General features: G+C 65.1%; 1 protein-coding gene. It reads left to right on the forward strand.

Annotated elements, in window-relative coordinates:
* Nucleotides 1-201: 201 nt before the first annotated feature.
* A partial coding sequence (gene hisN / locus I5M_RS03950; protein WP_022720213.1) for a histidinol-phosphatase occupies nt 202-937 on the forward strand: 736 nt, incomplete at its 3' end.

Consider the following 937-nt stretch of genomic DNA (forward strand, 5'->3'; position numbering starts at 1 on the left):
GCCCGGCCACGCCGGAAGCGCGAATTCCAGCCCCGATCGCTCCGTTCGCAACTGCGGGCGAAAGCTGTGAGTGCGGGCTGTGGTCGATGATTCAGAGGATGGACCGGTCCGCCGCGGAGAAATAAAGCAGGCAAGGTCTCGGATTTCGCGTAGCGTCGAACGAGAGCTGACTGGATTCGGTTTTTTGGCTGAGGAACCCTCGTGACGGTCATCGACTTCGCCGCCTTCATCGGACGCCTTGCGACGTCCTCGGGCGACACCATCCTGCCGTTCTTCCGCACCTCCCTGACCATCGACAACAAGCACCCCGGGCGCGATTTCGATCCGGTGACCGAAGCCGATCGCGCCGCCGAGGCGGTGATGCGCCGGCTGATCAAAGGCAGTTTCCCGCAACACGGCATCATCGGCGAGGAATTCGGCAACGAGCGCGAGGATGCCGACTACGTCTGGGTGCTGGACCCGATCGACGGCACCAAATCCTTCATCGCCGGGTTTCCCCTGTGGGGCACGTTGATCGCGCTGATGCACAAGGGCAGCCCGGTCTACGGCATGATGCACCAGCCGTTCATCGGCGAGCGCTTCTCCGGAGATAATGGTTCGGCAACGTACAAAGGCCCTTCCGGAGAGCGTCGGCTCGGCGTGCGCCGCTGCGCCGCGCTGAAGGACGCCGTGCTGTTCACCACCTCGCCGCTGCTGATGAACGAAGCCGATCGCGCCACGTTCGAACGCGTCCAGAACCAGGCTCGGCTGACCCGCTTCGGCGGCGACTGCTACTCCTACTGCATGCTGGCCGCCGGCCAGATCGACCTCGTGATCGAGACCGAGCTCAAGCCCTACGACATCGCCGCGCTGATCCCGATCATCACCGGCGCCGGCGGCATCGTCACCACCTGGGAGGGCGGACCACCGCAGAGCGGCGGCCGCATCATCGCGGCCG

Origin of the sequence: Rhodopseudomonas sp. B29 (assembly GCF_000333455.1) — a bacterium.
In the GTDB taxonomy this organism is placed as follows: Bacteria; Pseudomonadota; Alphaproteobacteria; order Rhizobiales; family Xanthobacteraceae; genus Rhodopseudomonas.